Genomic DNA, 25,923 nt, shown 5'->3' on the forward strand with positions numbered 1-25,923 from the left:
AAGCGCATAGAACGTGCAGGCAAGCCTACCCCTCCATCTCTTCGCGCAGCATCTCCAGTTCCAGCCACTCTTCCTCGAGTGCCGCCAGCGTCGTGCGCTCCTTGTCGAGCGCGGCGATAGTCTTCTGGAACGAGGCGGGATCGCGCTCGTAGAAGGAGGGGTCGGCGATGTTGTTCTCCAGTCGCGAGATCGAGGCCGTCACCGCTTCGATCTTCTTAGGCAGCGAATCCAGTGCGAATTTCTGCTTGAACGAGAGCTTTTTCGCGGCGCCTTTGGGCGCCGCCGGTTCGGCTCTCGGTCCAGCCTCGCTCGCCTCGGTCTTGGATCTTGCCTTGCGGTCTTCCAGCCTGGAGCCGCCGCGCTGCGCCAGCATGTCGGAATAGCCGCCGGCATATTCGATCCAGCGGCCGCCGCCGTCCGGCGCGATCACGCTGGTGACGGTGCGGTCAAGGAAGTCGCGGTCGTGGCTGACCAGTATCACGGTTCCGGCAAAGCCCGCGACAAGCTCCTGCAGCAGCTCCAGCGTCTCCATGTCGAGATCGTTGGTCGGTTCGTCCAGCACCAGAAGGTTCGCTGGCCGGGCCAGCACGCGGGCCAAAAGCAGCCGCGCGCGTTCGCCGCCGGAAAGCTCGCGCACCGGCGTGCGGGCCTGCTCCGGCTTGAACAGGAAATCCTTCATGTAGGAGACGACATGACGCTGCTCGCCATTGACGACAAGGTTCTCGCCGCGTCCGTCGGTGAGGTAATGCGCCAGCGTCTCCTGCGGATCGACGGCCTCGCGCTTCTGATCGAGCGTCGCAATCTCGAGATTGACGCCAAGCCGCACGGTGCCGGCGTCCGGCGCCAGCTCGCCGGTCAGCATCTTCAACAATGTCGTCTTGCCGGCGCCGTTCGGGCCGACCAGGCCGACGCGGTCGCCGCGCTGGATGCGGGTCGAGAACCCCTTGACCACGGTGAGATCGCCAAAGCTCTTGTCGATGTTCCTGGCCTCGATCACCAGCTTGCCGGATTCGGCGGCGTCGCTGGCCACCATCGTCGCGGTGCCCTCTGCGCCGCGATGGCTGCGGAAGCGCTGGCGCATGGTTTGCAGCTCCCCGAGGCGGCGCATGTTGCGCTTGCGCCTGGCGGTCACGCCATAGCGCAGCCAATGTTCCTCGCGCACGATCTGGCGGCCGAGCTTGTGCTGGTCGCGCTCTTCCTCTTCCAGCACCTGGTCGCGCCATTCCTCGAAATGCGCAAAGCCCTTGTCCAGCCGCCGCGTCTGGCCGCGGTCCAGCCAGACAGTGGCGCGCGTGACGCGCTCGAGAAAGCGGCGGTCATGCGAGATCAGGATAACCGCGGAGGAGGTGCGGGCGAGCTCTTCTTCCAGCCATTCAATCACCGAAAGGTCGAGATGGTTGGTCGGCTCGTCGAGGAGCAGGATGTCGGGTTCCGGTGCCATGACGCGGGCAAGGGCGGCGCGGCGCGCCTCGCCGCCGGACAGGTCGTTCGGCCGCTCCTCGCCGGTCAGGCCAAGATGGTCCATCAGATAGGTGGCGCGATGCGGATCGTCGGCCGGGCCAAGGCCCGCCTCGACATAGGCGCGCACGTCGGCGAAGCCGTCCATGTCCGGCATCTGCGGCAGATAGCGGACGGTCGCCGAAGGCTGGCGGAACACCTCGCCGTCCTGCGGCTCGATCATCCCTGCGGCGATCTTGAGCAGCGTCGACTTGCCCGAGCCGTTGCGTCCGACCAGCGCGATCTTCTCGCCGGCGGATGCGCTGAGCGCCGCGCCGTCGAGCAGCGGGGTGCCGCCGAAAGTCAGTTTAATGCCGTCGAGGTTGAGGAGTGGCGGCGCCATGTCAACTTTCTGGAAGAGGATAGGGGTGGGCCAGAAGCAGCGCCCGGCCGCGCTCCAGCGCGATGCCAAGCTGCCCTTTGACCTCATTTGATATAGTGAGCGAGGAACCGAACGCCACCTCGACGCGGTCGAGAGGCCATTTGGCGCCGGTGACCGTCAGGCCGGACAGGTCGGAAAAGCCGAGCACCGAAAACAAGGTGCCGTCGTCATAGTCGAAGCTGGCCTTGCTGGGCAGGATGGGAGCGCCTTCCTGCGCGCCACTGGTCAGCAGCACGGTCGTGCCAGCCTCGGCCAGCCGCACGGCCAGCGCCAGATGCAGGAAGGCATGGTCGGCGCGCTTGCCGCCAAAGGCGCCGGCCAACACGAGGCTGGTGGCGCCACGCTGAAGCGCTTCCGCTATGGCGAGCTCGCCATCGGTCATGTCCTTCTCGGCCGGAAAGACTTTTCGCGGCACGGCGGCGAGGTCATCCGGCAGGTTCGCCGGCACCGAGTCGAAATCGCCGACCCAAAGTTCGGGGACAAGTCCAAGCATGCGGGCATGGCCGATGCCGGCATCGGCGGCGATGACGCGCGAGCCTTCGATCTGGCGTTCGAGCCGGGGCGTGCGGATAAGCTCGCCGCCAAGCAGGATGGTGAATGTGCCCATGGCCGTCGCCCTTACCAGCCCGTCGGGCGAAACGGAAGCGGGATGCCGTGCGCTTCGGCTGCGAGGGTACCGGCGAACATTAGCTGCCCGGCAAACTTCCGCTTGCGCGCTGCTTCGGCCGGGCCTATCTGTCGAAACGCTCTAACGGGGTGCCGGACGTGATCCGGCTGAGAGGCGATCAAGCCAACCCGCTGAACCTGATCCGGTTTGTACCGGCGGAGGGATTAGACGTTTCGGACCATCCGGCGCCTCAATTCCTTGTCACTCGAACGAAGGAGGCGCCGATATGCGCGCAATACTGTCCCATCTCATTCTCGCAACCGGCTTAGTTTCGCTTCTGGCGGGCGTCGCGCCTGCCGCTGCGAAGGACAAGCTCACCGTCTATACCTATGAAAGCTTTACCGCCGATTGGGGTCCCGGCCCGGCGGTGAAGAAGGAATTCGAGGCCGAATGCGGCTGCGATCTCGAATTCGTCTCGGTGGCCGACGGCGTGGCGCTCCTCAACCGCGTCAAGCTCGAAGGCGCCGGCACCAAGGCCGACATCGTGCTCGGCCTCGACACCAATCTCACCGCCGACGCCAAGTCGAGCGGTCTGTTCGCGCCGCATGGCGAAGTCTCCGCCATCGACGTCCCTGGAAGTTGGAGCGACGACACTTTCGTGCCTTTCGACTATGGCTATTTCGCCGTCATCTATGACACGCAGAAGCTTAAAGTCCCGCCGAAGAGCCTGAAGGAGCTGATCGAAGGCGCCGGCACGGACAAAATCGTCATCCAGGACCCGCGCACCTCGACGCCCGGTCTCGGGCTGCTTTTGTGGGTGAAGTCAGTCTATGGCGACAAAGCGCCGGAGGCTTGGGCAAAGCTCAAGACCAAGGTCCTGACGGTGACGCCGGGCTGGAGCGAAGCCTATGGCCTGTTCACCAAAGGCGAGGCGCCGATGGTGCTGTCCTACACCACCTCGCCGGCCTACCATATGGTGGCCGAGAACACCGAGCGCTACCAGGCCGCCTCGTTCGAGGAAGGCGAATACCTGCAGATCGAGGTTGCCGGCATCACCATGACGGGCGCGAAGAACCCGCTGGCGCAAAAGTTCATCGCCTTCATGACCGGACCGAAATTCCAGGATGTCATTCCGGAAACCAACTGGATGTTCCCGGCCGGCAAGACCGACAAGCCGCTCAACCCGGCCTTCGACAAACTGGTGAAGCCGACCAAGACCTTGCTGTTCAGCCCGCAGGAGGTCGCCGCCAACCGCAAGGCGTGGGTGGATGAGTGGCTGGCGGTGATGAGCAAGTAGGATCGCTATTCGCGCAAGATGATCGCTCTACGGCGCCCCCCTCTGTCCTGCCGGACATCTCCCCCTCTAAGGGGGAGATTGGCTGTCATCGGCGATTTCGCCAACTGGCAACGTTGCAGTGATGAGCGAGGCGCGGGCGCTGCTGATCTCCCCCCTTGTGGGGGAGATGTCCGGCAAGACAGAGGGGGGCGCGAAGGAACGCGGCGTTTGCTGAATTCCACCAAGGTGCAGCATGCAAGCCGCCGTGCACCCTGACTCCCGCGTCACCGCCGGCGTCGTCGCGCTGGCGGCCATCGCCCTCCTCATCGGCGGTGCCTTCGCCGGCCTCGCCGTCGAAGGCGCGCACGACCTCTCCGGCGCTGCCGCCGCCTTCGACAATTACCTCCTGCGCGTCGCCCGCTTCACGCTGTGGCAGGCGGCTCTCTCGACGCTGCTGTCGGTCGCGCCGGCGCTGCTCGTGGCGCGCGCTTTGTCGAGGCACCCAAGTTTCCCGGGACGCCGCCTGATCCTGCAATTGTTCACCGTGCCGCTGGCATTGCCGGCGATCGTCGCCGCGCTCGGCATCCTGGCGCTCTACGGTCGGGCTGGATATTTTGCCGGCGTCTTGGCCGGACTTGGCGGTGGGGATTGGCCGGGGATCTACGGCCTCTCCGGCATCCTTGTCGCTCATGTCTTCTTCAACCTGCCCTTGGCGACGCGCCTGTTCCTCGAGGCGCTGGGCACCGTTCCCGCCGACCAGTGGCGGCTGGCGAGCCAGCTCGGCATGGGTGCCTGGCCGGCCTTCCGGCTGATCGAATGGCCGGTGCTGCGCGCGGCCCTGCCGGGGATTGCCGGGCTGGTCTTCATGCTCTGCATCACCTCCTTCACCATCGTGCTGACGCTGGGCGGCGGTCCGGCCGCGACGACACTGGAAGTGGCCATCTACCAGGCGCTGCGCTTCGATTTCGATCCTACGCGGGCCGTAACAGTGACGTTTCTTCAGATCGCGCTCACCTTCGTCGTGGTCGCAGCACTCACGCGGCTCGGCGCCAACACGGTCGGTGATGCCAATCTGCCGGTCGCGCCGCGCCGCTACCTTTCCGCGGGCCCGCTCGAAACCGTGCTGAATGCCGGCCTCATCGCACTTACGCTGCTGTTCGTTGCCGGACCGATGGCGGCGACGCTGCTTTCAGGCCTGGAGGCCGATCTCGGCCGGCTGGCAGGCGAGGAAGCGGTGCGCCGCGCCACCCTCACCAGCGCGGGCCTTGCCCTGCTTGCAGCGCTTCTCAGCGTGACGCTGTCGCTGGCGCTGATCGCGGCACGGCGCGCGCTGGCCCTGCGGCGCCGGGCAGGCGGGGCCATGGGCCTGCTCGAATATGCCGCCGACACCGGCGCCGGCTTCGTGCTCGTCGTGCCGCCGATCGTGCTTGGCGCCGGCTGGTTCCTGGCGCTGCGCCACGTCACCGATGTCTTTGCCATCGCGCCGGTCATGGTCGTCGCCGTCAACGCGGTGATGGCGATGCCCTTCGCCATCCGCGCCGTTCGCCCGGCTTATGACGCGGCGAGCGAGCGCCACGAGCGGCTTTGCCTTGCGCTCGGCATATCCGGCTGGAACCGGCTCAGCCTGATAGACTGGCCGTCGCTCAGGCGGCCTTTGGCGACCGGCTTTGCCTTCGCCATGGCGCTATCGCTTGGCGATCTCGGCGTGATCGCGCTGTTCGGCAGCGATTCCGTGCAGACCTTGCCCTATCTGCTTTTGGCGCGCATGAGCAGCTACCGGACAGCCGACGCCGCGGGACTTGCCTTGCTGCTCGGCCTCGTCTGCCTGATGCTGGTGGTCGCCGCGGACTGGCTGGGGCGGGAAGGAAAGTCATGACGACGACCATCGACGGCATCGCCGCGCAAAAGGGTCTCCCCGTCGCGCTGGATGGCGTCTCGTTCAGCTATGGCGAATCCTCCTTCAGCTTCGACGCCGAATTCGCGGCCGGCAGGATCACCGCCATCATGGGGCCGAGCGGCTCCGGCAAGTCGACGCTGCTCAATCTGATAGCCGGCTTCGAAATGCCCGATGCGGGCAAGGTCCTGATCGGCGGCGTCGGTCTCGGAAACACGCCGCCTTCGGCGCGGCCGGTGTCGATGGTGTTCCAGGAAAACAATTTGTTTGCGCATCTTTCCGTCGAAGCCAATGTCGGGCTCGGCCGCTCGCCGTCGCTGAAACTCGGCGACGCCGATCGCGCCGACGTCGCCGAGGCGCTGGCGCGGGTTGACCTTGCCGGTAAGGAAAAGCGGCTGCCGCGCGAGCTTTCCGGCGGCGAGCGGCAGCGCGTGGCGCTGGCGCGCGTGCTGCTGCGCGACCGGCCCGTTTTGCTGCTCGACGAACCTTTCGCGTCGCTCGGCCCGGCGCTGCGCGACGATATGCTGGACCTTGTGGCTGGCATTCATGCCGAGCGCGAAATGACGGTGTTGTTCGTGACGCATCAGCCGGAAGATGCGCGCCGCGTCGGGCAGGACGTGGCATTTCTCGACGAAGGCACGATCGCGGCAGCCGGGCCGGCCGAGGATTTCTTCGATCGGTCTGGACCGGATGCGTTCAGACGCTATATCGGCGATCGAGGTGGCACCGTTGCCGGATCACAACATGTTGCCCGGAAGCGGACATAATTTATGGCCAAACCGGCAATGGGCGATCCGGCGTTTCCTTGCCTTGTCCGGGGGAGTATGGCTAGGTCCGGCCATGCTGGTCCGGATGGACCGTGATTTGCCGAAAGATTTGGAAAGGAAGCCGACCTGTCGAGCGGCGCTGAGAAGGTGTGGATGAAGCCGCTGGCACGATTTCTCGCGCTGGCGAGCGTCGCCGTGCTGGCGAGCTGCCAGATGTTCACGCCGCCGGACGTGCAGGAGAGCGGCTTCCAACCTTCCGACAAGCCGATCACCGTCGACAATGTCGTGGCCAACGCCAAGCTCGCAGAGATGGCGAAGGCGCAGCACCCGCGGATTCTCGCCACCTATGGCGGCGAATATTCCGACCCAAAGCTCGAACGCATGGTGGCCAAGGTCGTCGGCAATCTGACGGTGGTGTCGGCCAACCCGACCCAGACCTATCGCATAACCATCCTCAACTCGCCCAATGTCAACGCCTTCGCGCTGCCGGGCGGCTATCTCTATGTGACGCGGGGCCTGCTGGCGCTGGCCAACGATTCCTCCGAGCTTGCCGCCGTCATCGCGCATGAGATGGGGCACGTCACCGCGAATCACGGCCTGCAGCGGCAGCAGCTCGAAGCCGAGGAGGGCCTGGCGACCAAGGTGGTTTCCGATGTGCTCGGCGACAGCCCGACCGCCAAGGCGGCGCTGATCCGCGGCAAGCTCAGGCTTGCGCAATTCTCGCGCAACCAGGAACTGCAGGCCGACGCCATCGGCATCAAGTCGATCGGCGAGGCGGGCTATGATCCCTATGCCGCCGGCCGCTTCCTGCAGTCGATGTCGGCCTATACGGATTTCCGCTCGGTGAGCGGCGCCACCGACGCCAGCCTCGACTTCCTGGCGACGCACCCGAACACGCCGCAGCGTATCGAGCTGGCGCAGCGGCTGGCGCGCAATTTCGGCCCGCCGGGCGTCGGCACGCGCGACCGCGACGCATTTCTGGCCGGCATAGACGGCCTGCTTTACGGCGACACGCCGGAAGAAGGCTATGTGCGCGGCCAGACCTTCATGCATCCCAATCTCGGCGTCTCGTTTACCGTGCCGGACGGTTTCGTCATCGACAATTCGGCGGCCGCCGTGACGGCGACCGGGCCGGGCGACATCGCCATCCGCTTCGACGGCGTGGCGATCGACAAGTCCGTCTCGCTCACCGATTACATCCGCAGCGGCTGGGTAGCGGGGCTGGAAGACGCCAGCGTGCGCCAGGACACGATCAACGGCAACGATGCGGCGACGGCGCATGCCAGCGCGCAAGGCTGGCAGTTCGACATCGCGGTGATCCGGGCCGGTGGGCAGGTCTACAGGCTGCTGACGGCCGCGCCCTCGGCCAGCACTTCGCTGGACCCTGTGGCGCGCTCGGTCAGTGGCTCCTTCCGCGTGCTGAGCCCGGCCGAGAAGGCGGCGCTGAAGCCGCTGCATATCAGGGTCGTCACCGTCCAGGCCGGCCAGACCATGGGCTCGCTTGCCGCGCAGATGGTCGGCGTCGACCGCAAGCTCGATCTGTTCCGCGTGCTCAACGCCATGTCGCCGGGCGCGACTGTGTCGTCCGGCGACAAGGTCAAGATCGTCACCGACAAATAAGACCGACACCCCGCTTTCCGGCGGCCGCTTGATGGTGACGGCGTTTCGTTGAATCGCCATCACGATCCTTGTTGGAGCATGATGTCGTCCGAAACCGGTTCCCACTTATCGGGATCATGCTCTCTCGACGCTGCCGTTCGGCTGGCTGCGTCCACGCCATCGATGCCGCTATCTGATCCCGTCAGAGCCGCCGGTGCTGCCAGTATCAGTGCCGCCGGAATCAGTGCTGCCGGTGCCGCCGGAATCAGTGCTGCCGGTGCTGCCGGAGTCAGTGCTGCCGGTGCTTCCAGTGTCGGTGCTGCCGGTGCTGTCACCGTCGGTGCTGCCGCTGTCAGATCCGCCGCCGCGGGGCTCGGGGTGATCGCCGCCATTGCCACGCCAAGATGCCGATCCGGTGCCGTTCGGTATGCGCTTGGCCGGTATCTTGGTGACCGGTGGCGGCGCTTTTGGCGCGGGGGTACGGACCACCTTTATCTTCGTGACCACTTTGGTCACCACCTTGGGCTTGCACACCGGGACCGTCTTTTCGCTTCGCTTGGGCGAGAGACCGAGAATGGCCATCGAATAAGCCTCCTGCCGGTCGATGCCGGCTCGGAGGAAAGCCAAGGCGCGGGCCGGGTCGGCGGGCACGCCGTTGCGGCCTTCCTTGAAGATCACCGCAAGGTCCTTGGTGGCATCGACATGCCCCATCGCCGCTGCCTGGAGCAGCAGGTCCAGTCCCTTGCCGGTGTCGCGCTGGACGCCGACACCGTCGAACAAAGCGCGCCCCAAGGCAGTCATGCCGTAGGGATCTCCCTTGTCCGACGCCTGTGCATAGAGGCTGTTGGCTTTGGTCAAATCCGGAGCCGCGCTCATTCCGGATGCGGCGATGTAGCCGAGCTCGTACACGGCACGGACGTGCCCCTTATCGGCCGCCTCCTGGATCACATTCCTGGCTTCGTCGATCCGGCCCGACGCCAGCAGTGCCCGCCCCAACTCGTAGCGGAAGCGCGCAATGTCGGGATAGGACTTCACCGCCGCCTCGCAAGCTTCGACAGCTCCGCCGCCGATCTCGTTCGGCAAGCGGCCCGAGACAACGCCCTGCAGGTCGAGCGGCTCGCCGGCGGCTTGGTCGCAAGGGTCGACGCTCGGCGAGAGTTGCATCGTCGATCGCTTCGCGGCGCTGCCCGCGCGGATATCGAAGCCGACTTCGACGGGCGCGACCGAACCGATCTGCGGCTCGTAGCGCAGTTTGTCGACCTCGGCGGCCGTCAACCTCGATTGCGGCGAAAGGACACGGTCGGGCAGGGACAGCGTGCCGGCCGCCGGGTAGCTCGCAAGCTTGAGGCTGATAGAGGCATCCTTGGCCGGAAGCTCCAGTTTCAGCGGAACCGGACCGACGCCGAGCGGGACCTGGATATCGCGACGTCCAATCGCTTCGGCGGCGTCGGCCACCTGGATTCCGCGTTCCGCCGTCTGCTGGTCCTGCTCAGCTTCCGGCGGCGGCGCCGGTTGCTCCGCCCCGCGCATCAGCACGACGTCGTCGATCAGCGAGGAGTTCTCCCACGGAACCTGCTTGCCGTTGGTGGCCTTGACCACGTCGCGGCGGACGGCCGCCATCACCGAGCGTATCTCCTGGCCCGGCGCCAGCGCACGGCGGGAGAAGGACGACGAAAACGGGCTGAGGTCGCCGGACCCGTCATAGGCGACCGCCCCCGGCTCGGTGGCAAAGGCAATCAGCGTGTTCTGCGAACCCGTTACCTGCGCAAGGCCGCTGCCGCCGGCGACGATCAACTGGTCGCGCAGCCAATAGTCCTTGCGCGGGAAAGGATCGTTGCGGCAAGCGTCGAGGATGATCATCTGGACTTTCGATCTCGAGCGCAGCTGCCGCAATATGTCGTCGACCTTGATGGCCTGGACCTCCATGTCGGCCGCATCTTTCAGCGACGCATCGACCGGGATCAGGAAATTCTCTCCGCCGATCTGGAAGCCGTGCCCCGAATAATAGACGACCGCCAGATCGGCGCCGTCCGCCGCCGCCAGATAGTTGCGGAACCGCTCTTCGAACTGAAGCTTGGTCAGGTCCTTGGCGGCGAACACCTCGAAGCCGGCCAGCCGGAATGTCCTCGATACGTTTTCTGCGTCCTTGTCCGGATTCTTGAGCGCCGGGATTTCGCGGTATTGCGAATTGCCGACCACAAGGGCAACCCTTCGCTCGGCATGCGCTTGAAACGTCGTGAGACCCACGAGGATCAAGAGTGCAATCAGCGCGCAGCATCGCAGCATGGCAAATCCCCCATGTGGTGTGATCTGGAGGAGTCAAAAAGCCGATTGCGGCGCAACAGTCTGTTAAAGAGCTCACAATCCTAGTTTATCATCGAGGAAAAATGGCCCCGATGACGGCGTGTTATTTCTTATCTTTGAGTTTGGTCCCGGACTGACTTCAGGCGGCTTCCGCCAGGAATTCAGGGTTTTGCTTCACCAGCGCCAGCTTCAGCTTTTCCATGGCGCGGGCCTCGATCTGGCGGACGCGCTCCTTGGAGATGCCGAGCTGTTCGCCAAGCGATTCCAGCGTGGCGCCGTCATCGCTCAGCCTGCGCTCCTCGATGATGCGGAGCTCCCGGGCATTGAGCGCGCCGAGCGCGCTCCGCAGCCAGATAGCGCGGCGCTGGACGTCGATCCTCTCGCCGACGATCTCGTCGGGAAGCGGATCTTCGGAAACCAGGAAATCCATCCGCTCGGCAGCGCCGTTCTCGTCGGCCAAAGGCGCGTTGAGCGAGCTGTCGGGGGAAGACAGGCGCGAATCCATCATCGCCACGTCGGCCTCCGGCACGCCCAGCGCCGCCGAGACCTCGCGGTAGAGCGAGGCATTGGAGAGAGGCTCGGCGCCGTTGGCGAGGCGCGCGCGCAGACGCCTGAGATTGAAGAACAGCGCCTTCTGCGCGGAACTGGTGCCGCCGCGTACGATCGACCAGTTGCGCAGGATGTAATCCTGCATCGAGGCGCGGATCCACCAGGTGGCATAGGTCGAGAAGCGTACTTCGCGCGCGGGTTCGAAACGGGCGGCCGCCTCGAGCAGGCCGACATGCCCCTCCTGAATGAGATCGCCGAGCGGCAGGCCGTAATGGCGAAATTTCGAGGCCATGGAGATCACAAGGCGCATATGGGCGACAGTGATCCTGTGCAGCGCATGCTGGTCGTTCTCTTCCTTCCAACGAAGCGCAAGGACATGCTCCTCGTCGCGCTCGAGGTATGGAGCCTTCATTGCCGCCCGGACCAATGTCCGTCCTGCCGCGTCTTCGATCATGCCGGCTCCTTTTGCGACGATTGCGCGTATAGCGGTTGAAAAGATGCCGCCGCGCCCTACAACAGCCATGCAACGTGTCAGGCGCATGGATGGTTCCGCCGCCCGAGGCGGGTAGATGGTGCCGACGGAAGCATTCTGTATCTGCCGGGAAGCCTTCTGGTGAATTCTCGGCGGTTTAGAGAATCAGATTTCTGGCAGAGCCGATTTTTGAAATCTGGTTCTTTATTTTGCAGCCTTCTATCTGCCAGTTTGCGGCTCGCACAGTCGCGCCGGGACACCGGTCAAAACGGGATCACAGAAAAATGAAATGGCTCAAACCGCTTCTTCTCGCCGGAACGCTGCAGGTTCTGGCGATCACCGCCGGCTATGCCGGCGCCAATCTCGACCAGATCAAGCAGGCCGGGGTGCTCAAGGTAGGCACTGAGGGCACCTATGCGCCCTTCACCTATCACGATGAGTCCAACGCGCTGGTCGGCTTCGACGTCGAGATCGCCAAGGCCATCGGCGACAAGCTCGGCGTCAAGGTTCAGTTCCTTGAAGGCAAGTGGGACGGCCTGATCGCCGGCCTCGACGCCAACCGCTACGACGCCGTCATCAACGAGGTCGGCATCACCGATGCGCGCAAGGCCAAGTATGATTTCTCCGATCCCTACATCGCCTCGAAGGCGGTGCTGATCGTGCGCGGCGACAACACCGACATCAAGACCTTCGCCGATCTCAAGGGCAAGAAGTCGGCGCAGTCGCTGACCTCCAATTTCGGCAAGCTCGCCGAGAAGAACGGCGCCGAGCTCGTCGGCACCGACGGGTTCGACCAGTCGATCCAGCTTCTGCTCACCGGCCGCGCCGACGCCACGATCAATGACAGCCTGTCCTTCCTCGATTTCAAGAAGCACAAGCCGGACGCCAATGTGAAGATCGCGGCGCAGGAAGAGAATGCCGATTATTCCGGCGTGATCGTGCGCAAGGGGGATCCGGAGCTGGTCGCGGCCATCAACAAGGCGCTGGCCGACATCAAGGCCGACGGCACCTACCAGAAGATCGCCGACAAGTATTTCGGCCAGGACGTTTCGAAGTAAGGCAATCGTCTCCTTGCTCGGATACCGGCGGGCCGTCTTCGACGGCCCGCTGTTTTTGCACGGCATTCATCGGGGTCGTCTTTGACGGCCCGCCGGGTTTTGCATGATAGTCGGTCCATACGGGGGACGCGCCGCCGTATCTGGAAGGGAGAAGCGCTTCGTGCCGCACTGGCTGCAATTGATGCTGGAATCGTTGCCGACGCTGTTGTGGGCGGCGCTGATCTTCACCGTGCCGCTGACGCTCCTGTCCTTCGCGCTTGGGCTCATCGCCGGACTGGTGACGGCGCTGATCCGGCTGTTCGGCCCGAAGCCGCTGGTCGCGATGGTGCGCTTCTATGTCTGGATTTTTCGCGGCACGCCGCTGCTCGTTCAGTTGTTCCTGATCTTCTACGGCCTGCCGTCGGTCGGCATTCTGCTCGATGCCTTTCCCGCCGCTCTGATAGGCTTCACGCTCAACATCGGCGCCTATACGTCTGAGATCATCCGGGCCGTCATCGGCTCGGTGCCGAAGGGGCAGTGGGAAGCTTCCTATTCGATCGGCATGACCTGGAGCCAGGCGATGCGGCGCACCATCCTCCCACAGGCGGGCCGCGTTGCTGTCCCGCCGCTTTCCAACACCTTCATCTCGCTGGTCAAGGATACCTCGCTGGCGGCGGCAATCACGGTGCCCGAGATGTTCCAGGCCGCGCAGCGCATCGTCGCGACCACCTATGAGCCGCTGATCCTCTATGTCGAAGCGGCCGCGCTCTATCTCGCGTTGAGCTCGGTTCTGTCGGCGCTGCAGGCGCGGCTGGAAGTGCGGCTAAACCGCTATGGCGGGTTCCTGGAGGCCAACGCATGATCGGCCTCAGCAACATCGAAAAGCGCTTCGGCGACAATCTTGTGCTGAAGGGCGTGACCGTCACCCTCGACGAGGGCAGCGTGACTGCGCTGGTCGGCCCTTCCGGCGGCGGCAAAAGCACGCTCTTACGCTGCATCAACCTGTTGGAAATCCCGACGTCCGGGTCCCTGCGCATCGGCGACGAGACGCTTGCGTTCCATCCGGGTGGCAAGGTGCCGGCCAAGCATATCCAGCGCATCCGCCTGCAGACCGGCATGGTGTTCCAGAATTTTCAGCTTTTCCCGCATCGCACAGCGATCGAGAATGTCATGGAAGGACTGGTGACGGTGCTGAAATGGCCTGAGCCAAGGGCGCGCGAGCGGGCGATGGCGCTGCTCGAAAAGGTCGGCATGGCGGAAAAGGCCGACGCCTGGCCGGCGACTCTGTCCGGCGGCCAGCAGCAGCGCGTGGCGATCGCCCGGGCGCTGGCGCCGTCGCCGCGCGTGCTGCTCTGCGACGAACCGACCTCTGCGCTCGATCCGGAACTGGCGCAGGAGGTAGTAGACGTGCTCGGACAGCTCGCACGCGAAGGCACGACCATGGTGATGGCCACGCATGATCTCAGGCTCGCCTCCAAGATCGCGCAGGAGGTGGTGTTTCTGGACGCCGGCTCGATCGTCGAGAAAGGCCCGGCTTCGGTCGTGTTCGACAATCCGGAGCGCGAGCGAACCAAGCGCTTCATCGCCTCGCTCAGGCAAGAGGAGGCGCAGAGGGAAGGCGGCAGCGGGGTGTAGAATTGGGTACCAGAAACAAAAAACCCGGCGCGACGCCGGGTTCTTCGTAAACTCAAAAGCGAAAAAGCTCAGGCAGCTTCTTCCTGCTCGGCTTCCTCGTTGTCGGCCTTGGCGCCGCGCTTCGGACCCTTGTTGAGGTTGACCTCGATGAGGCGCACCGCCTCGGTCTCCGACATGCGGTTCACCGCGGCGATCTCGCGGGCCATGCGGTCGAGCGCGGCTTCGTAGAGCTGGCGCTCGGAATAGGACTGCTCCGGCTGGTTGTCGGCGCGGTAGAGGTCGCGCACAACTTCCGAGATCGAGATCAGGTCGCCCGAGTTGATCTTGGCGTCATATTCCTGGGCGCGGCGCGACCACATGGTGCGCTTGATGCGGGCGCGGCCCTGCACGACCTTCAGCGCGCGGTCGACATAATCCTCTTCCGACAGCTTGCGCATGCCGATCGAGGTCGCCTTGGCGACCGGCACCTTCAGCCGCATCTTGTCCTTCTGGAAATCGATGACGAACAGTTCTAGCTTGTGACCCGCAACTTCCTGCTCGTCGATCGCCACGATCTGGCCGACGCCATGCGCCGGATAGACGATGAATTCGCCGGTCTTGAACCCGTGACGAGCCGCGTTGGACTTCTTCTGCGGGGTGATCGTTGCCATTACGCCCTGAACTCCTTAAGTTGTGCAGCCGGCATCATGCCGGCTCGAACCCACGAGGTCGGCAAAGCCGACCGTTAGCCGCGCAACAGGATGAACCCACCGGAAAAGCCAAGGGCCGGCATATCGCACGAATGCGACCGCCTGCCCCAGATCGCTCTGGTCCGGATCTAAAAGCTCACCTTTCAGTGATTTGGGGCGTTAGCGCCATAAATCGACGTTGTGTCACCGGCATGTTTCGTTGATGTAACACAAAAAGTCGGAAGAATCAAGGTTTTGCTGCATTCGCTAACGCCAAGCGGCAGCGCTGCCCGTCAAGACAGCAATTGTATCGGTCCGGTTACGCCGCGTCATGCCGGTATTCCCGGCCGCTATATCAATCGCCTTCGCCGGGCTCCGCCGAGAAATATTTCTCGAACTTGCCGGTCTCGCCGTCGAAGGTCTTGGCGTCCGCCGGCGGCTCCTTCTTGGCGGTGATATTGGGCCACTTCTCGGCGTATTCGGAATTGATCTGCAACCATTTGTCGAGGCCGCCCTCGGTGTCCGGCTTGATCGCGTCGGCCGGGCATTCGGGCTCGCAGACGCCGCAGTCGATGCACTCGTCAGGATGGATGACGAGCATGTTCTCGCCCTCGTAGAAACAGTCGACCGGACAGACCTCGATGCAGTCCATATATTTGCATTTGATGCAATTGTCGGTCACGACATAGGTCATTGCAGGCTCCGGAACGTCCCATTTTGCTGGGCTTTTCGGCTGAGGTAACGCCTTTGCCCGCCGCATGCAAGGGCAGGGATTGCAGGCGCAGCCGGTGTCGCGGAATGGAATTCCAGCCGGAAAGCTTCGGCCAAGTCCTCCAGCCCAACCGTTGCGCAGTTTTCCTGGAATTGCTGCAGCCGTGCCGCGGCCCGGCTATATCTCAGTCGTCGCCGAGCAGCCGGTCGGTCTGCCGCCGCTCGCGTTTGGTCGGGCGGCCGCTGCCGGCCTCGCGCAAGGCTGGAACGGCGTCCGGAACCGCCTCGCCTTTGGGTGCCGGCGCCGGCGACAGATCCTCGTAAAGCAGCCGCGCCTCGTCGGCCGGGCCGCGCCTGGCGCCACAGTTCAGCACCTTCCAGACGAGGATACGGCGCTCGAGCATGATGGTGAGCACGTCGCCGGGCTTGACCAGATCCGACGCCTGCGCTGCTTTGTCGCGATTGATGCGGACGCGTCCCGCGACGACGACCTTTGCCGCCAAGGACCGCGACTTCACCGCGCGCGAGAAGAACAGCCATTTGTCGATGCGTTGACGGCCTTCTCCAACCATCGCGGCTAGCTTTGGTAGAGCATGATCTTATCCGAAAATCGGTTCCCACTTTTCGCTGACGCGGTCCTTCGGTTCGGGATCATGCTGGTTCTTTGATGGAGCATGATCTCGCCCGAAAACCGGGTCCCACTTTTCGGGATCATGCTCTAGCCTATTTCTTCAGCTGGTCGCGCAAGGCGGCGAGCTTGGCGAAGGGCGAATCCGGATCGAAGCGCTGCGGACGTTCCTCGCGCGGCTTGCCCTGGAAGGCTGGCTTGCCGCCCGGGGCGTTGCCCTTGCCGTCCTGCCTGCCGCCCTTCCAGTCCGGCCGGCCTTCGCGGCGTTCGCCTTGCGGCTTGCCTTCGCGCCGTTCAGCGCCCTCACGCCGGTCGCCCGTCTCGGGCCTCGGCTTGAACTTCGAGCGGTCGAAGCGCGGCTTGCCGGCGCCTTCGCGCTGCTCGCGGCGGCCTTCCTGGGCGGGCCGATCGCCGGGCTGACCGCTTGCGGCGCCTGTCTCGCGTGCGGGCTGGGCGCCGCGCGGGCGATTGTCGCGACGGTTGTCGTGGCGATGGCGCGGACGCTGATGGTCGAAACGCGCCTGGCGCCACAGGAGCACAGGTTTTGGTTCCTCGGCTTCGGCTGGCGCCTCGCCGCCAGCACTACCCTCCACCTGGTGGTGGGGGGAGGTAAGAGCGTCGGCGCTTTCGGCCGACTCGGGCGCTGCCGCAATGTCCACCGCTGCGGCGTCTTCCACCGCTGCGGCCTCTTCCGTAACCGCGGCCGGAGCTTCTGCCGGCTCTGCCGTGGCAGGTTCCACCGCCACTTCCGCGACGGCTTCGGCCGGAGCTTCGGCGGCAGCCGGCTCCGAGCTCTCGACCGTTGCCTCCGCGACCGTATCGGTTGCCGCGGCTTGTGCCTCTGCCTCCCGCGCGGCGCGCGCGGCATTATCCGCGGCGAGCTTGGCCGCGGCCGCTTCGCGGGCGGCGTCGTCCAGCGCGTCGAGCTTCGCCTTAACCTCGGCGGCCGGCTTGGCCTCCGAGCGATAGCCGAGACCTTTCAGGATCTCCTCCATGTCGTCGGCCGTGGCGCCGAGGATCGACATCATCGGCGGCGTCACCATGAAGGCGTGACCGTCATAGGCGCCGTCCGGACGCTGGCCGAGGCCGGGCTTCCAGTTGGTCGCCGGGCGGATGAGGTCGGCAAGCCGCTCGAGGATATCGACGCGCACGGCGCGGCGGCCGAGATTGCGGTAGCCGGCGAGCTTGTAGAAGGTCTTGTCGAAGGCCGGGTCGATAACGACCGAGGTGCGGCCGGAAGCCAGCGCATGCACCACATCGCCGAAGCCGGGCTTGTCCTTGCCGTCGTTCTTCAGCGCCCACAGCAACGTCACCAGGCCAGCCGGCGCCGGCTTGATCAGCGCCGGCACGAAGACATGGTAGGCGCCGAAGCGGACGCCGAGGCGGCGAAGCGCTGCGCGGCCTTCCTGGTCGAGCGACTTCATCTCCTCCGCGATGTCGCGGCGATTGATCAGGCCGAAATGCTCGACCAGCTGGAAGGCGATGCCGCGCGCGATGCCGGCGAGCTGGTCGGCATTCTTCAGGTCGACCAGCGGCTTCAAAAGCGTTTCGATCTGGAAATTGACGAAACGCTCGGCGCGCGCCGCGACCTTGTCGCGGGCGGGGCCGGTCAGCTGCTCGTCGGCAAGCAGAACCAGGCGCGGCTTCAGCGCCTCGTCGGCGGCGACCAGCGTGCCGATCGGCGCGCCGATCCAGCGCAGGACACCGTCCGAGCCCAAAGCCAGGTCGCCATTGGCGCAGGCGGCAAAGCGCTCGGCGCGCGCCTCGAACTCGGCCGCGAGCGCCTTTTGGGCGGCGGTGCGCACCGCCTTGGCGTCCTCGCCGCCGGCGCTCTGGTCGGCGGTGAAGCGGAACCCCTGCAACTCGCCGACGTGATGGCCTTCGACGAGGACGGTTCCGGACGGGCTGATTTCGGCTTCAGGCATGGTATTTTCTCTAAGGCGCCGCATGAGGACGGAAGTCCTGCGGTCTACGAAGCGTTTCGTCAACCGCTCATGCAGCGCATCCGACAATCTGTCTTCGATTTCGCGCGTCTTTTCCTGCCAGTGTAGCTGATCGGCCAGCCAGCCGGGGCGGTTGGAGACGAAAGTCCAAGTGCGGATCTGCGCGATCCGGTGCGACAGCGTGTCGATATCGCCTTCCGTCGTGTCGGCGCGCCGCACTTGCTCGGCCATGTAATTCTCATCGACATGGCCGTGACGCGCAAGGTCCATATAGATCGAGGCGATAAGATCGGCATGCTGTGCCGGCGCGATCTTGCGATAGTCGGGGAGCGCGCAGGCTTCCCAAAGCAGCGCCACGCGCTCCTTGCCAGTGGCCAAGCCGCGGATGTCGCCGTCGCGCGATAGCTGCTCCAGTGCCTGCGCATCCACCGCCGGCAACGCGCGGGTCAGCCCTTCGACAGGCGCATTGGCCTCAATCGAGCGCTTCAGCGCATCGAGGCTGGAAAAGTCGAAATCGGCGGTGCGCCACTGCAGCACCTTCGCCGGATCGAAATCGTGTCCCTCAATCTTGGCGACCAGTTCCTCGTCGAATGGGTCGACCTGGCCGGTGACGCCGAACGTCCCGTCGCGCAGGTGCCGGCCGGCGCGGCCGGCGATCTGGCCAAGCTCGGCGGCGGTCAGGTTGCGGTATTGATAGCCGTCGAACTTGCGGTTCTGAGCGAAGGCGACGTGATCGAGGTCGAGGTTCAGGCCCATGCCGATGGCGTCGGTGGCGACGAGATAGTCGACGTCGCCGGACTGGAAGATCTCCACCTGAGCGTTTCGGGTGCGCGGGGAAAGAGCGCCGAGCACGACGGCAGCACCCCCCTGCTGGCGGCGGATCAGCTCGGCGATCGCATAGACCTCGTCGGCCGAGAAGGCGACGATCGCCGTGCGCCGCGGCAGCCGGGTGAGCTTCTTCGAGCCGGCATAGGCAAGGTGCGAGAGCCGCGGCCGCGTCACCACCGACACGCCCTTCAACAGGCGCTGCAGGATGCCATGCATGGTGGCCGCGCCCAGGAGCAGCGTCTCCTGGCGGCCGCGCAGATGCAGGATGCGATCGGTGAAGATATGGCCGCGCTCGAGATCGCCGGCAAGCTGCACCTCGTCGATGGCGACGAAGGCGGCGTCGGTCTCGCGCGGCATCGCCTCGACGGTGCAAACCGAATATCTTGCGCCGGCGGGCACGATCTTCTCCTCGCCGGTGATCAGCGCCACCTTGTGGGCGCCGACCTTCTCGCAGACGCGCGCATAGACCTCGCGGGCGAGCAGCCTCAGCGGTAGGCCGATCACACCGGTTTCATGCGCGACCATGCGCTCGATGGCGAGATGCGTCTTGCCGGTGTTGGTCGGGCCCAGCACGGCCGTCACGTCGCGGCCCGAAAGGATCAGCGGGTGGGAGTGTTTCGGCTGGATGTTCATCGGCTCGGAAATAAGGTTTCTGCCGCCCGTAGTCTGAAGCACGGCGCTGCCGCCGCGTGTGACAGGCGACACATAGGGACTTCGGGCGTGAAGCGAAAGCGGAATGTTCCCTCGCGAAGTGGCTATGCCGGAGGGGACAGCCAAAATCGGCTGCTTGTTAACAGCTGGAACGAGTCTGGAACGAATCAGCGACGAATCGGTGACTCGTTCTGATTCAGGGTTTGTTCACGGCTATATGTGGATTTTTTGACGGTGAGTCTCACCACATGCTGAATCGCTGAATTGGCCCGATTCCTGCTTGGCCTCTGCCGGACCCGGGCCGTCGTTAACCTTTGCCGGGCAATGGTCAGACCCCGACCCGAGGGCAGACTTCAAGTTTATGAAATTGTTGATTTTTCTTAATCGCTTTTAACGAGTTCGGTGACGTTTGCACCGTCCACTGTTAACTTTCCGGCCAAAGCCGGAACGAATCGGCGACGAATCAGCGATCCGGCGGTTTTCCTGGTTTGTTCACCCCTAGATATGGTGTTATCCACAGCTTGCCCACCGAGGATTCACAGCTTGTCGCAGCGGTTATGCACAGAGCGTGGCTGCGGCCGTTAACTTTTGCGTGCCGAATTGAGGCAAGGTGTCGCGCCGCCTGCCGGCGAACAAAAAAGGCGGCTCCGGTGCCGGAGCCGCCTTTGGCGGCAAATGGTGCCGGGCGACCTACTGGGATGTCAGGCGAAATACTGACCGCCATTGGCGGAGATGGTCGAGCCGGTGATGAAGCCGGCCTCATCGGAAGCCAGGAAGGCGACGCAGCGCGCGATCTCTTCCGGCTCGCCGAGGCGACCGACCGGGATCTGAGCGATGATCGACTCCCGTACTTTTTCCGGCACGGCCATGACCATGTCGGTGGCGATGTAGCCGGGGCAGACGACATTGACGGTAATGCCGGCGCGAGCCCCCTCTTGAGCCAGCGCCTTGGTGAAGCCGATATCGCCGGCTTTCGAGGCCGAATAATTGACCTGGCCCATCTGACCCTTCTGGCCGTTGATCGAGGAAATGATGATGACGCGGCCGAACTTGCGGTCGCGCATGCCGCTCCACAAAGGATGCGTCATGTTGAAGACGCCGGACAGGTTGGTGTCGATCACTTCCTTCCACTGTGCGGGCGTCATCTTGTGGAACATGGTGTCGCGAGTAATGCCGGCATTGTTGACCAGCACGGAGACCGGGCCGAGATCGGCCTCCACCTGCTTGATGCCTGCGGCGCAGGCCTCGTAGTCGGCGACCGACCATTTGTAGACGGGGATACCAGTCTCGGCCTTGAATTTCTGGGCCGCCTCGTCATTGCCGGCATAGTTCGCCGCGACCGAATAGCCGGCGGTCTTCAAGGCGACCGATATCGCCGCGCCGATGCCGCGTGTTCCGCCCGTGACGATTGCTACTTTGGTCATGTGTGCTCCTCCCTGTTGATCGGAGGAGCGAGTAGGGAGTAGCGAATAGCGAGTAGGGGATTGAAGCCTGCTGCGCCGACGCCGTTTTCCCTATTCGCTACTCCCTCCTCGCTATTCGCTCAGTTCAGCGCTTCCACGCACATTGCAACGCCCATGCCGCCGCCGATGCACAGCGTGGCAAGGCCCTTCTTGGCGCCGCGGCGACGCATCTCGTAGACCAGCGTGTTGAAGACGCGGGCGCCCGAAGCGCCGATCGGATGGCCGATGGCGATGGCGCCGCCGTTGACGTTGACGATCGAGGGATCCCAGCCCATGCCCTTGTTGACGGCGCAGGCCTGCGCGGCGAACGCCTCGTTGGCCTCGACGAGGTCGAGGTCCTTGACCGACCAGCCGGCCTTCTCCAGCGCCCGCTTCGAAGCGGGAATAGGCCCCGTGCCCATGATTGCCGGATCGACGCCGGCGGTCGCCCAGGAGGCGATGCGCACCAGTGGGGTGATGCCGCGCCGCACGGCCTCGGCCTCGGTCATCAGCAGCGCGCCGGCGGCGCCGTCATTGATGCCCGACGCGTTGGCGGCGGTGACCGTGCCGTCCTTGTCGAAAGCAGGCTTCAGCTTGGCCATGGCGTCGAGCGTCGCGCCGTGCCGGATGTACTCGTCCTGATCGACTGTTGTGTCACCCTTCTTGCCCTTGATGGTGAAGGCGACGATCTCGTCCTTGAACTTGCCGGCCTTCTGCGCAGCCTCCGCCTTGTTCTGCGAGGCGAGCGCGAACTCGTCCTGGGTTTCGCGGGTGATCTGGAACTGGCGGGCGACGTTCTCGGCGGTGTTGCCCATATGGTAGCCATTGAAGGCATCCCACAGGCCGTCCTTGATCATGGTGTCGATCATCTTGTAGTCGCCCATCTTGACGCCGGCGCGCAGGTGCTCGGCATGCGGCGACATCGACATCGATTCCTGGCCGCCGGCGACGATCACCTTGGCGTCGCCGGTGGCGATCTGCTGCATGCCGAGCGCGATGGCGCGCAGGCCCGAGCCGCAAACCTGATTGAGGCCCCAGGCCGTGGTCTCCTTCGGCAGGCCGGCATTGATCGAGGCCTGGCGGGCCGGGTTCTGTCCCTGCGCGGCGGTCAGCACCTGGCCGAGGATGACCTCGTCGACTTCCGCCGCCTCGACGTTCGCGCGCGCCAGCAATTCCCTGATGACGACGGCGCCGAGTTCATGCGCCGGCGTGGCGGCGAAACTGCCGTTGAAGGATCCGACCGCGGTGCGAGCGGCGCTGGCGACGACGATGGAATTGGAAGCGGACATTTTCTTCTCCAGACTTCGAGGTGTCGTGTTTTGGGCTATCCTTGAAGACTTTCTTGCCGGTTCAGGCAGCCGAGTCAAACCGGAAATGGGCATGGCCGCCATGCGCGGCAAGCAGAGCGCGTGCCGGTTGCGGCAACATGACGTTGACCGCGCGGCGAATTTTGTCATGCCCTGCAGCATTAATTGATGCCGCAGTGCACAAACCGCTTGGAATTGTGAGGCTTTTGCGCGTATCCTCGATAAAGGGCGCAATCGTTACCGGCCGCTTACTCCTAGAGGTGCCGGTGTCCTGGGGAGGATACGGATGGCCGCAAAAGACGACCCGATCGTCATCAAGAAGTATGCCAATCGCCGGCTCTACAATACCGGCACAAGCACCTATGTGACGCTCGAGGACTTGGCCGAGATGGTCAAGAAGGGCGAGGAATTCACGGTCCAGGACGCAAAGACCGGTGACGACATCACGCACCCGGTGCTGACGCAGATCATCTTCGAGCTGGAGAACAAGGATGGGCAGAACATGCTGCCGATCCCGTTCCTGCGCCAACTCATCTCCTTCTACGGCGATCAGATGCAGATGATCGTGCCGAGCTTCCTCGAACAATCGATGATCGCCTTCTCCAAGGAGCAGGAGCGGTTTCGCGAGCAGCTCAAGGGCACCTTCGGGAAAACGCCGATCGACATGATGAAGACGCCGATCAAGGCGCTCGAGGAACAGACGCGACGCAATGTCGAGATGTTCCAGAACGCCATGCGCATGTTCACGCCGTTCCCGCCCGCCGGCGGCAATTCAGCGCCGGCCGCCGAGCCAGCGAAGAAGGAAGAGAAGGGCGACGATCTCCAGGAATTGAAGGCGCAGATTGCGGCGATGCAGCGCAAGCTGGACACGATGTCCTGACGGGTGTGCCGCCGTTTGGCGGCGGTCGCGAACGCAGGAGATTGGCGCAAAGGCCCATCCCTTCGTCATCCTCGGGCTTGACCCGAGGATCCATTCCGTGACCGCACCGTAGCGCGCAGCGGTGCAGAATTCTGTAAACGTTGCAACGCCTTAGCGTCACGGTATGGATTCTAGGGTCTGCGCGCGTCGCTTCGCTCCTTGCTCCGCCCTAGAATGACGACCTCAAACGCGTTCCGGCCAGTCTGCAAGTCATCATCCCACGCTAATTGGCCCGTCATAACGGGCGCGGGGCCTGATCGGCCTGTTGCTGGTCACCTGTTCGACGGCATGCGCCGTCCAGCCGACGCTGCGGCCGAGCGCGAACAGGCGGAACGGTGCATCGGCCGGCAGGCGCAGGCTGCGCGTCATCGCGGCCAGGGCAAAATCGATGTTCGGATGCAGCCCGGTCGCGGCGAGCACGGCGTCGCGAAGATGGACGATCCCGTCATCGATCTCCAGGTCAGGCAGCAGCGCTTGCGCGCGCGGATCGCCTTCCGGGTAGAGCGGGTGGCCGAAGCTTGGCAGCGGCCGGTCATGAGCGAGCCAGCGGGCAATCGCCTCGTCCGGACCCAGCCGCCCGGCATCCTCGACAAGCGTGATCGCCGCCGCGCCGGCGCCGCCATGGCGCGGGCCGGTCAGCGTCGCAAGGCCTGCGAGCAGGCAGGCGGCGACCGGCGCGCCGGTGGAGGCCGCGACGCGGGCGGCGAAGGTCGAGGCGTTGAGCTCGTGATCGGCCAAAAGCACCAGCGCCTTGCGGATGAGATCGGTGCCGGCGGCTTCCACCGACCAGCCCTGCGCCAGCCTGATATGCACGGGTTCGGAGCCCGGCGACGCGCCGAGCGCGGTTGCCAGCGCGCTGGTCGCGGCGGCGCCGTCCTGCTGCAGCATGGCCGGCCTGCGTCCGAGCGATGACCAGCCTCCGGCGGCGAGCGCCGAAAGCCTGGCGAAGGCGGTGGGCGTGCCGCTTTGCCGGGCGGCCGAAGGGGTCAACGCGGCGAACGATACCGGACGGGCGGAAGCCCATAGCAGTTCGGCGGTCTCCTCGAGCGTCGCCGTCGCCGAAAGCTCCACCGCGTCCCTGCCGCGATAGATGAGACGACCATGCAGCACCGTGGAGATTGACGTGGGGATCGCCGGCTCGCCCCAGGCGATGGCGCTTTCGGCGATTGCCTGCGGGCTCCTTCCGCGGTCGCGGCGCGTGGCGAGCGCGGCGATGTCGTCGGCGCGGTACCGGCTGCGGCGCGGGTCTGCTTCGTCCGGCTTCATGCCGATGCGGCCGCGGCTGACATAGGCATAAAGCGTCTGCGGACGGACGTTGAGCCGCTCCAGCGCCTCATCCCGGGTCAGCCATTCCGTCATTTGCCGCCTTACATTGATTATATTGATCAAGATTGATGCATTGATTGCGCAGCATTAATTGTCGTGCACCAAAGGTCAAGGAGACGGTCATGGCAAATGGGCTCGATGATGTTGTGGCGGCAGACACGGTGCTTTCCGATGTCGATGGCGCGGGCGGGCACCTCACCATCCGCGGCCATTCGCTGATGGAACTCGCCGGCCGCCGGCGCTACGCGCAGGTGGTGCGGCTGCTGTTCGACGGCTTCTTCGACGACCTTCCGAGCGATGCCGAACTGGAGAAGGCGATCGGCAAGGCGCGGGTTGAAGTATTTGACCGCGTCCAGCCGATGCTTGCCCAGCTGGCGCCGCTCGACATCTACAGCGGAATGCGGGCCGGCATGGCCATCCTGCCCGACGGTGAGGGGCTTGCCGATGCGCTGCGGCTGGTCGCGGCGCCTGCGGTGCTGACGCCGGCCTTGCTGCGCCTTGGCCGCGGCGAGACGCCTATTGCTCCCGACGAAAAAGCCGATCATGCCGGCGACATGCTGCGCATGCTTTCCGGCTCCGCCTCGCCGGCGCTTGCCAAGGCGCTCGACAGCTATCTGTTGACGGTCTGCGACCACGGGCTCAACGCCTCGACCTTCGCGACCCGCGTGGTAGCCTCGACCCAGGCCGGACTGACCTCGGCGATCCTGGCCGGGCTCGGCGCGCTGAAAGGCCCGCTGCATGGCGGCGCGCCGGGGCCGGTGATCGAAATGCTGGACGCCATCGAGGCCAGCGGCGACGCCACGGCATGGCTGCGCAACGAGATCGCGCATGGCCAGCGCATCATGGGCTTTGGCCATCGCATCTACCGCGTGCGCGACCCGCGCGCCGACGCGCTGAAGACCGTCGTGCGGCAGCTCGGTTCGCGCAGCGAAACCGGCAGCCGGCTGGCCTTCGCCGAGACTGTGGAGCAGGCGGCGCTTGAGGTGCTGAGGATCGCCAAGCCGCAGCGCTCGATCCAGACCAATGTCGAGTTCTATACCGCGCTTCTTTTGGAAGCGGTCGGCTTCCCGAAAGAGGCGTTCTCCAACGTCTTTGCCGCCGGCCGCGTTGCCGGCTGGATCGCGCACGCGCGCGAGCAGCAGGCGACCGGGCGGCTCATCCGGCCGCAGTCGCATTATGTCGGGCCGGTGCCCGATCTTATGGCCTGAGAGGTTTGGTTCCTCGCCCCCGCAAAGCGGGGGAGAGGTGGCCCGGCGAAGCCGGGACGGAGAGGGGGACGCCAGCAGTGAAGAAACGTCCCTTTCGCGCGAAGTGCCGGGCGCGCCCTCAATAGTTCACGAGGCAACGGTAGTTCGCGGGAGGAAAAAACTTCCGTCGGTCGCGAAGGCCCCTCTCCGGCCCGGCTTCGCCGGGCCACCTCTCCCCACTTCGTGGGGCGAGGAAAATCCCATGATCACGCTTGTGTGTTCGTGTTCTTGCCT

The 25,923-nt window shown here is 64.8% G+C and carries 21 protein-coding genes and 1 riboswitch; of the genes, 10 read left to right on the forward strand and 11 right to left on the reverse strand.

Translation table 11 applies throughout. The features are described from left to right. Window positions 1-25 precede the first annotated feature (25 nt). Together LB538_RS21325 and LB538_RS21330 are read right to left on the reverse strand one after the other, a co-directional pair. A complete protein-coding gene (locus tag LB538_RS21325) occupies window positions 26-1,840 on the reverse strand; it encodes an ABC-F family ATP-binding cassette domain-containing protein (RefSeq protein ID WP_224527979.1) in 1,815 nt (604 codons plus the stop codon). A gap of 1 nt (window position 1,841) precedes the next feature. Continuing rightward, entirely contained in the window at window positions 1,842-2,486 is a 645-nt protein-coding gene (locus LB538_RS21330; protein ID WP_224527976.1) for a thiamine diphosphokinase, read from the reverse strand. A 135-nt stretch (window positions 2,487-2,621) separates the two neighbouring features. Then, window positions 2,622-2,727, forward strand: a riboswitch (TPP riboswitch). Window positions 2,728-2,772: 45 nt separating this feature from the next. On the opposite strand from LB538_RS21330, the gene thiB reads away from it, so the two are divergent. The 4 genes from thiB to LB538_RS21350 all read left to right on the forward strand — a co-directional run bounded on the left by thiB (window position 2,773) and on the right by LB538_RS21350 (window position 8,043). After that, window positions 2,773-3,783 carry a thiamine ABC transporter substrate binding subunit gene (gene thiB, locus LB538_RS21335; protein WP_224527973.1) on the forward strand — a complete coding sequence of 337 codons (1,011 nt, stop codon included), beginning with the start codon at window positions 2,773-2,775 and terminating at the stop codon, window positions 3,781-3,783. Window positions 3,784-4,015: 232 nt separating this feature from the next. Then, window positions 4,016-5,638 carry a thiamine/thiamine pyrophosphate ABC transporter permease gene (thiP, locus tag LB538_RS21340; protein WP_224527969.1) on the forward strand — a complete coding sequence of 541 codons (1,623 nt, stop codon included), beginning with the start codon at window positions 4,016-4,018 and terminating at the stop codon, window positions 5,636-5,638. Then, the gene (thiQ, locus tag LB538_RS21345) at window positions 5,635-6,423 is read left to right on the forward strand and encodes a thiamine ABC transporter ATP-binding protein (RefSeq protein WP_224527965.1); all 789 of its coding nucleotides are present in this window, start codon (window positions 5,635-5,637) and stop codon (window positions 6,421-6,423) included. The genes thiP and thiQ overlap by 4 nt, the downstream gene beginning before the upstream one ends. Before the next feature lie 153 nt (window positions 6,424-6,576). Continuing rightward, the gene (locus LB538_RS21350) at window positions 6,577-8,043 is read left to right on the forward strand and encodes a M48 family metalloprotease (protein WP_140841608.1); all 1,467 of its coding nucleotides are present in this window, start codon (window positions 6,577-6,579) and stop codon (window positions 8,041-8,043) included. Window positions 8,044-8,211: 168 nt separating this feature from the next. On the opposite strand, the gene LB538_RS21355 is transcribed toward LB538_RS21350, so the two are convergent. Together LB538_RS21355 and LB538_RS21360 are read right to left on the reverse strand one after the other, a co-directional pair. Next, window positions 8,212-10,308, reverse strand: coding sequence for a caspase family protein (locus tag LB538_RS21355; protein ID WP_224527962.1), 2,097 nt, complete (start codon window positions 10,306-10,308; stop codon window positions 8,212-8,214). A 157-nt stretch (window positions 10,309-10,465) separates the two neighbouring features. Beyond that, the gene (locus LB538_RS21360) at window positions 10,466-11,329 is read right to left on the reverse strand and encodes an RNA polymerase factor sigma-32 (protein WP_095767541.1); all 864 of its coding nucleotides are present in this window, start codon (window positions 11,327-11,329) and stop codon (window positions 10,466-10,468) included. A 302-nt stretch (window positions 11,330-11,631) separates the two neighbouring features. Here LB538_RS21360 and LB538_RS21365 point away from each other — a divergent pair, with 302 nt between their 5' ends. From LB538_RS21365 to LB538_RS21375, 3 genes are all read left to right on the forward strand, one after another. Further along, window positions 11,632-12,405, forward strand: coding sequence for an amino acid ABC transporter substrate-binding protein (locus LB538_RS21365; protein WP_095767302.1), 774 nt, complete (start codon window positions 11,632-11,634; stop codon window positions 12,403-12,405). 160 nt (window positions 12,406-12,565) lie between these two features. Then, complete coding sequence (locus LB538_RS21370) at window positions 12,566-13,246, forward strand: ABC transporter permease subunit (protein ID WP_140841602.1); 681 nt, start codon at window positions 12,566-12,568, stop codon at window positions 13,244-13,246. Then, a complete protein-coding gene (locus LB538_RS21375) occupies window positions 13,243-14,019 on the forward strand; it encodes an amino acid ABC transporter ATP-binding protein (RefSeq protein WP_224527960.1) in 777 nt (258 codons plus the stop codon). The genes LB538_RS21370 and LB538_RS21375 overlap by 4 nt, the downstream gene beginning before the upstream one ends. A gap of 68 nt (window positions 14,020-14,087) precedes the next feature. On the opposite strand, the gene LB538_RS21380 is transcribed toward LB538_RS21375, so the two are convergent. The 6 genes from LB538_RS21380 to LB538_RS21405 form a co-directional block, all read right to left on the reverse strand. Further along, a complete protein-coding gene (locus LB538_RS21380; protein WP_040991750.1) occupies window positions 14,088-14,669 on the reverse strand; it encodes a CarD family transcriptional regulator in 582 nt (193 codons plus the stop codon). 373 nt (window positions 14,670-15,042) lie between these two features. Continuing rightward, on the reverse strand, window positions 15,043-15,381 hold the full coding sequence (gene fdxA, locus LB538_RS21385; protein WP_095767304.1) for a ferredoxin FdxA: 339 nt from the start codon (window positions 15,379-15,381) through the stop codon (window positions 15,043-15,045). A 202-nt stretch (window positions 15,382-15,583) separates the two neighbouring features. Then, a complete protein-coding gene (locus tag LB538_RS21390; protein WP_095767305.1) occupies window positions 15,584-15,970 on the reverse strand; it encodes an RNA-binding S4 domain-containing protein in 387 nt (128 codons plus the stop codon). Between the two features lie 151 nt (window positions 15,971-16,121). Continuing rightward, the gene (locus tag LB538_RS21395; RefSeq protein WP_224528391.1) at window positions 16,122-19,430 is read right to left on the reverse strand and encodes a helicase-related protein; all 3,309 of its coding nucleotides are present in this window, start codon (window positions 19,428-19,430) and stop codon (window positions 16,122-16,124) included. Between the two features lie 719 nt (window positions 19,431-20,149). Further along, window positions 20,150-20,872, reverse strand: coding sequence for a beta-ketoacyl-ACP reductase (locus LB538_RS21400; RefSeq protein ID WP_224527958.1), 723 nt, complete (start codon window positions 20,870-20,872; stop codon window positions 20,150-20,152). A 119-nt stretch (window positions 20,873-20,991) separates the two neighbouring features. After that, a complete protein-coding gene (locus LB538_RS21405) occupies window positions 20,992-22,179 on the reverse strand; it encodes an acetyl-CoA C-acetyltransferase (protein WP_224527956.1) in 1,188 nt (395 codons plus the stop codon). On the opposite strand from LB538_RS21405, the gene LB538_RS21410 reads away from it, so the two are divergent. Then, entirely contained in the window at window positions 22,160-22,366 is a 207-nt protein-coding gene (locus tag LB538_RS21410) for a hypothetical protein (protein WP_224527954.1), read from the forward strand. The two genes, LB538_RS21405 and LB538_RS21410, sit on opposite strands and share 20 nt — an antisense overlap. A 117-nt stretch (window positions 22,367-22,483) precedes the next feature. After that, a complete protein-coding gene (phaR, locus tag LB538_RS21415) occupies window positions 22,484-23,077 on the forward strand; it encodes a polyhydroxyalkanoate synthesis repressor PhaR (protein WP_095767308.1) in 594 nt (197 codons plus the stop codon). A gap of 252 nt (window positions 23,078-23,329) precedes the next feature. Here the strand turns inward: phaR and LB538_RS21420 are convergent, their stop codons facing one another. Next, the gene (locus tag LB538_RS21420) at window positions 23,330-24,475 is read right to left on the reverse strand and encodes a citrate synthase family protein (protein ID WP_224527950.1); all 1,146 of its coding nucleotides are present in this window, start codon (window positions 24,473-24,475) and stop codon (window positions 23,330-23,332) included. 89 nt (window positions 24,476-24,564) lie between these two features. On the opposite strand from LB538_RS21420, the gene LB538_RS21425 reads away from it, so the two are divergent. Continuing rightward, entirely contained in the window at window positions 24,565-25,650 is a 1,086-nt protein-coding gene (locus LB538_RS21425; RefSeq protein ID WP_224527919.1) for a citrate synthase/methylcitrate synthase, read from the forward strand. Window positions 25,651-25,923 lie beyond the last annotated feature (273 nt).

The organism is Mesorhizobium sp. Ca11, assembly GCF_020165275.1.
Classification (GTDB): Bacteria; Pseudomonadota; Alphaproteobacteria; order Rhizobiales; family Rhizobiaceae; genus Mesorhizobium.